A 6,507-nucleotide genomic window follows, 5' to 3' on the forward strand; every position below is an offset into this window, starting at 1 on the left:
GCGTAGCACAGCGAAACAACCAGGGGTGGGATTCATGGGCATGGCCGCATGGAAGCGCGCGGGTGTCTGTCTGACGGCCGCGGCCGTCGTCGTGGGCGTCGCGGGCTGTCAGGACGGTGACGGGGGCGGGAAGAAGAAGGCCGCCGACTCGGCGGGATCCGAGGTCCAGACGCAGAACGAGATGACGAAGGTCCTCCAGGCCGCCTTCAAGAACACCTCGGAGGCCAAGTCCTCCAAGGTCCGGATGACCATGACGATGCCGGCCGCGGTGGACGGCGGCGGCACCATGGAGCTCTCCGGCGTGCAGGGCTGGGACCCGGCCGTCATGGACGTCACCATGAAGGGCTCCGCGCTCACGGCCGGCGACCCGGACGCTCCCGAGCGGGTTCGCATGATCATGCTCGACAACGTCATGTACATGGACATGGGTGCGAAGCAGGCCGCCGAGATGGACGGCAAGCGCTGGATGAAGATGGACTTCGCCGCCATCGCCGAGGCCTCCGGCGACGCCGAGATCCAGAAGCAGATGACCAGCGGCCTGGAGAACATGAACCAGGACCCGGCGAAGCAGCTCGCCCTGCTGCTGGAGTCGCCGAACCTGACGCACGTCGGCCCGGAGAAGGTCGACGGCGTTCAGACGCAGCACTACAAGGGCACGCTGAGCTTCGACGAGATGATCGAGGCCAACGAGTCCTTCGACCTGCTCTCCGAGAAGGAGCGCGAGGAGCTGACCGCCAACGCCGAGAAGACGGGGCTGAAGGGCTACGACACCGAGTTCTGGGTCAACGAGGACAACTACCCGGTCCGGATGGTCGTCGGCATGAAGACGCCGCAGGGCACGATGAACATGACGGCCGACTACTCCGACTACGGAGCCGCGGCCGAGGTCGAGGCGCCGCCGGCGGCGGAGACCCTCGACCTCATGGAGATGCTGGGGGAGCTGGGCGCGGACTCCGAGGCCGGTCTCGGCTCCTGAAGGCCCTGACGCTCCCGATGCCCCCGATCGGTCGATTTGCTTGACGCCGATCCGTTCGCGTACTCTTCCACGGAAGCCAAAGACCGCTGGTCGTTGCCGTGTGCTCATCGGAGTTCACGGTGGCCGAAGGATCCGCTGAACTGCGGACGACCCGCGCAGGTGTCAGTGGAAGAGTTCCCGGAGCTCGCTGCCGCGAGGACGCGAGTGACCGGTTGAGCTAAGCCCCGTGCGCCTGCGCCCGGGGCGTTTCGTTTTCCCCAGTCCTCCTTCGGGTCCGCGCGGTCCGAATCACCCGGAAGGAGGCCGAGGCTCTATGGCGAGGCCCGACAAGGCTGCCGCGGTTGCCGAGTTGACGGACCAGTTCCGCAACTCCAGCGCCGCCGTGCTGACCGAGTACCGCGGTCTCACCGTGGCCCAGCTCAAGCAGCTGCGCCGTTCGCTCGGTGAGAACGCCCAGTACGCCGTGGTGAAGAACACGCTGACCAAGATTGCGGCCAACGAGGCCGGGATCTCGACGCTCGACGACCTGTTCAACGGTCCGACGGCAGTCGCCTTCGTCACCGGTGACCCGGTGGTGTCGGCGAAGGGTCTTCGTGACTTCGCCAAGGACAACCCGAATCTCGTCATCAAGGGCGGTGTCCTTGACGGCAAGGCGCTGTCCGCCGACGAGATCAAGAAGCTTGCGGACCTCGAGTCCCGCGAGGTTCTGCTCGCCAAGCTGGCGGGCGCTTTCAAGGGCAAGCAGACGCAGACTGCTCAGCTCTTCCAGGCGCTCCCCTCGAAGCTCGTCCGCACCGTGGACGCGCTCCGTGCCAAGCAGGACGAGCAGGGCGGTGCCGAGTAATTCGGCTCGCTTTCCGATCCTCGCCGCATGAACCGCATGAGGTGAGGGTCGATGCGGGCCCGACGTACGCCCGCCTCACCCCGTACATCCGGCACCTGCCGAATTAGTGGAAGGACCGCCATCATGGCGAAGCTCAGCCAGGAAGACCTGCTCGCCCAGTTCGAGGAGATGACCCTCATCGAGCTCTCCGAGTTCGTGAAGGCCTTCGAGGAGAAGTTCGACGTCACCGCCGCCGCGGCCGTCGCCGTCGCGGGCCCGGCCCAGGGTGGCCCGGCTGCCCCGGTCGAGGAGGAGAAGGACGAGTTCGACGTCATCCTCACCGGTGCCGGCGACAAGAAGATCCAGGTCATCAAGGTCGTGCGTGAGCTGACCTCCCTGGGTCTGAAGGAGGCCAAGGACCTCGTGGACGGCGCCCCGAAGCCCGTCCTCGAGAAGGTCGCCAAGGACGCCGCCGAGAAGGCCGCCGAGTCCCTCAAGGGCGCCGGCGCCTCCGTCGAGGTCAAGTAAGACCTTCCGGGTCCCACAGGGCCCGCTGCGCGTCCGCAGGGACGTGTAACGCTCAAGCGCTGAGGAGCGATCATCCATCCGGGTGGTCGCTCCTCGGCGTATGAGGGGTCCGGTGGCGGCTGCCTTGCACCCGGGACGGCGGGGAGTAGGGTGATCTTCGTCGTGCCTCCCGGGGGCCGTGAAGATGTGCCTGGTGGCAGACGGTTCCGGCAAGAGGGGCCTTGACGAACCGCACGCAGCGCGCAATTCTCAGGACGCGTCGTCGCAAGGATCCGGATCCGAGGCATGGATCGACGGCAAAGAGGGCAGTATCAACGTGCGTTGAGGGCAGCGCCGTGTCGCAGGAGTTGAGAAGAACGAGGGCCTCCACCGGGTTCGTAGACCGGCATTGGACATCAGTGTGCCAAGTGGCTACACTGACCCTTTGCGCTGCCTGTTAGCTGTCCCCTGCCCGTCACCAGGGGCATGCCCTCGCTCGAGCATCGACGACTAGATCATCTCTGACCTGGGATGTCTGTCTCTCTGCCCAGTGGGGGGCCGGTACGCGCGTAGTGAGTCCGAGCCCTCGGAAGGACCCCCTCTTGGCCGCCTCGCGCAACGCCTCGACCGCGAATACGAACAACGGCGCCAGCACCGCCCCGCTGCGCATCTCCTTTGCAAAGATCAAGGAGCCTCTCGAGGTTCCGAACCTGCTCGCGCTGCAGACCGAGAGCTTCGACTGGCTGCTCGGGAACGCCGCTTGGCAGAGTCGGGTCGAGGAGGCTCTCGAGAACGGGCAGGACGTCCCCACCAAGTCCGGTCTGGAGGAGATCTTCGAAGAGATCTCCCCGATCGAGGACTTCTCCGGGTCGATGTCGCTGACCTTCCGCGACCACCGCTTCGAGCCGCCGAAGAACTCCATCGACGAGTGCAAGGAGCGCGACTTCACGTACGCGGCCCCGCTCTTCGTCACCGCCGAGTTCACGAACAACGAGACCGGCGAGATCAAGTCCCAGACCGTCTTCATGGGCGACTTCCCGCTCATGACGAACAAGGGCACGTTCGTCATCAACGGCACCGAGCGTGTCGTGGTGTCGCAGCTGGTCCGTTCGCCCGGTGTCTACTTCGACTCCTCCATCGACAAGACGTCCGACAAGGACATCTTCTCCGCCAAGATCATCCCGTCCCGGGGTGCCTGGCTGGAGATGGAGATCGACAAGCGCGACATGGTCGGTGTCCGCATCGACCGCAAGCGCAAGCAGTCCGTCACCGTCCTCCTGAAGGCGCTCGGCTGGACCACCGAGCAGATCCTCGAGGAGTTCGGCGAGTACGAGTCCATGCGCGCCACCCTGGAGAAGGACCACACCCAGGGCCAGGACGACGCGCTGCTCGACATCTACCGCAAGCTGCGTCCGGGCGAGCCCCCCACGCGTGAGGCCGCGCAGACGCTGCTCGAGAACCTGTACTTCAACCCCAAGCGCTACGACCTCGCCAAGGTCGGCCGCTACAAGGTGAACAAGAAGCTCGGCGGGGACGAGCCGCTGGACGCCGGCGTGCTCACCACCGACGACATCATCGCCACCATCAAGTACCTGGTGAAGCTGCACGCCGGTGAGACCGAGACGGTCGGCGAGTCGGGCCGCTCGATCATGGTCGAGACCGACGACATCGACCACTTCGGCAACCGGCGCATCCGCAACGTCGGCGAGCTGATCCAGAACCAGGTCCGTACGGGTCTCGCCCGTATGGAGCGCGTCGTGCGCGAGCGCATGACCACCCAGGACGTCGAGGCGATCACGCCGCAGACCCTGATCAACATCCGGCCGGTCGTCGCCTCCATCAAGGAGTTCTTCGGCACCAGCCAGCTGTCGCAGTTCATGGACCAGAACAACCCGCTGTCGGGGCTGACGCACAAGCGTCGTCTGAACGCCCTCGGCCCGGGTGGTCTCTCCCGTGAGCGGGCCGGCTTCGAGGTCCGCGACGTGCACCCGTCGCACTACGGCCGCATGTGCCCGATCGAGACGCCGGAAGGCCCGAACATCGGTCTGATCGGCTCGCTCGCCTCGTACGGCCGGATCAACCCGTTCGGCTTCATCGAGACGCCGTACCGCAAGGTCGTCGAGGGCCAGGTCACCGACGAGGTCGACTACCTGACCGCCGACGAGGAGGACCGCTTCGTCATCGCGCAGGCCAACGCCCCGCTCAACGACGACATGCGGTTCGTGGAGAACCGGATCCTGGTCCGCCGTCGTGGCGGCGAGGTCGACTACGTCCCCGGTGACGACGTCGACTACATGGACGTCTCGCCGCGCCAGATGGTGTCGGTCGCGACCGCCATGATCCCGTTCCTCGAGCACGACGACGCCAACCGTGCCCTCATGGGCGCGAACATGATGCGCCAGGCCGTGCCGCTGATCAAGAGCGAGTCCCCGCTCGTCGGCACCGGCATGGAGTACCGCTCCGCCGTCGACGCCGGCGACGTGGTCAAGGCCGAGAAGGACGGTGTGGTCCAGGAGGTCTCCGCGGACTACATCACCACCGCCAACGACGACGGCACGTACATCACGTACCGCCTGGCCAAGTTCTCCCGCTCCAACCAGGGCACCTCGGTCAACCAGAAGGTCATCGTCAACGAGGGCGACCGGATCATCACCGGCCAGGTCCTCGCCGACGGCCCGGCCACCCAGAACGGCGAGATGGCGCTCGGCAAGAACCTGCTGGTCGCGTTCATGCCGTGGGAGGGTCACAACTACGAGGACGCGATCATCCTGTCGCAGCGCCTCGTGCAGGACGACGTCCTCTCCTCGATCCACATCGAGGAGCACGAGGTCGACGCCCGTGACACCAAGCTCGGCCCCGAGGAGATCACCCGGGACATCCCGAACGTCTCCGAGGAGGTCCTCGCCGACCTCGACGAGCGCGGCATCATCCGCATCGGTGCCGAGGTCGTCGCCGGTGACATCCTCGTCGGCAAGGTCACGCCCAAGGGCGAGACCGAGCTGACCCCCGAGGAGCGCCTGCTGCGCGCGATCTTCGGTGAGAAGGCCCGTGAGGTCCGTGACACCTCGCTGAAGGTGCCGCACGGCGAGATCGGCAAGGTCATCGGCGTCCGCGTCTTCGACCGCGAGGAGGGCGACGAGCTTCCCCCCGGTGTCAACCAGCTGGTGCGCGTCTACGTCGCGCAGAAGCGCAAGATCACCGACGGTGACAAGCTCGCCGGCCGCCACGGCAACAAGGGCGTCATCTCCAAGATCAACCCGATCGAGGACATGCCGTTCCTGGAGGACGGCACCCCGGTCGACATCATCCTCAACCCGCTGGGTGTCCCGTCCCGGATGAACCCGGGACAGGTCCTGGAGATCCACCTCGGCTGGCTCGCCAGCCGCGGCTGGGACGTCTCCGGCCTCGCGGAGGAGTGGGCCGAGCGGCTCCAGGTCATCGGCGCCGACAAGGTCGAGCCCGGCACCAACGTCGCCACCCCGGTCTTCGACGGTGCGCGTGAGGACGAGCTCGCGGGTCTGCTCCAGCACACCATCCCGAACCGCGACGGCGAGCGCATGGTGCTCCCGTCCGGCAAGGCGCGGCTGTACGACGGCCGCTCGGGCGAGCCGTTCCCGGAGCCGATCTCGGTCGGCTACATGTACATCCTGAAGCTGCACCACCTGGTCGACGACAAGCTGCACGCGCGTTCGACCGGCCCGTACTCCATGATCACCCAGCAGCCGCTGGGTGGTAAGGCTCAGTTCGGTGGCCAGCGGTTCGGCGAGATGGAGGTGTGGGCACTCGAGGCGTACGGCGCCGCCTACGCGCTCCAGGAGCTGCTGACCATCAAGTCCGACGACGTCACCGGCCGCGTGAAGGTCTACGAGGCCATCGTCAAGGGCGAGAACATCCCCGAGCCCGGCATCCCCGAGTCCTTCAAGGTCCTCATCAAGGAGATGCAGTCCCTGTGCCTGAACGTGGAGGTGCTGTCCAGCGACGGCATGTCCATCGAGATGCGTGACACCGACGAGGACGTCTTCCGCGCTGCGGAGGAGCTCGGCATCGACCTGTCCCGGCGCGAGCCGAGCAGCGTCGAAGAGGTCTGACGGGAGTGGGGGGGGCCCGGGGTACCCCGGCCGCCCGCCCCCGCGCCCCCGGATGAGCCCCCAAGAATTAAAAAACAGCTTGGGGTTGTAGACAACTTGGCGGCGGCAACATC

At 66.4% G+C, this 6,507-nt stretch carries 4 protein-coding genes; all 4 read left to right on the top strand.

Going from position 1 to position 6,507, the window contains the following annotated elements:
• Positions 1-34: 34 nt before the first annotated feature.
• The 4 genes from ACFXAE_RS07640 (at position 35) to rpoB (ending at position 6,394) form a co-directional block, all read left to right on the top strand.
• The gene (locus tag ACFXAE_RS07640) at positions 35-976 is read left to right on the top strand and encodes a hypothetical protein (protein WP_384709528.1); all 942 of its coding nucleotides are present in this window, start codon (positions 35-37) and stop codon (positions 974-976) included.
• A 313-nt stretch (positions 977-1,289) separates the two neighbouring features.
• The gene (gene rplJ / locus ACFXAE_RS07645) at positions 1,290-1,820 is read left to right on the top strand and encodes a 50S ribosomal protein L10 (RefSeq protein WP_384709531.1); all 531 of its coding nucleotides are present in this window, start codon (positions 1,290-1,292) and stop codon (positions 1,818-1,820) included.
• A 123-nt stretch (positions 1,821-1,943) separates the two neighbouring features.
• On the top strand, positions 1,944-2,327 hold the full coding sequence (gene rplL, locus ACFXAE_RS07650; RefSeq protein ID WP_030039747.1) for a 50S ribosomal protein L7/L12: 384 nt from the start codon (positions 1,944-1,946) through the stop codon (positions 2,325-2,327).
• Positions 2,328-2,908: 581 nt separating this feature from the next.
• Positions 2,909-6,394 carry a DNA-directed RNA polymerase subunit beta gene (rpoB, locus tag ACFXAE_RS07655; protein ID WP_384709533.1) on the top strand — a complete coding sequence of 1,162 codons (3,486 nt, stop codon included), beginning with the start codon at positions 2,909-2,911 and terminating at the stop codon, positions 6,392-6,394.
• The last annotated feature ends 113 nt before the right edge of the window (positions 6,395-6,507 follow it).

Origin of the sequence: Streptomyces sp. NPDC059454 (genome assembly GCF_042749965.1) — a bacterium.
Classification (GTDB): domain Bacteria; phylum Actinomycetota; class Actinomycetes; order Streptomycetales; family Streptomycetaceae; genus Streptomyces.

Coding starts and splice junctions, on each gene's coding strand:
- ACFXAE_RS07640 (WP_384709528.1), top strand. CDS start 35: ATGGGCATGGCCGCATGGAAGCGCGCGGGTGTCTGTCTGACGGCCGCG.
- rplJ (WP_384709531.1), top strand. CDS start 1,290: ATGGCGAGGCCCGACAAGGCTGCCGCGGTTGCCGAGTTGACGGACCAG.
- rplL (WP_030039747.1), top strand. CDS start 1,944: ATGGCGAAGCTCAGCCAGGAAGACCTGCTCGCCCAGTTCGAGGAGATG.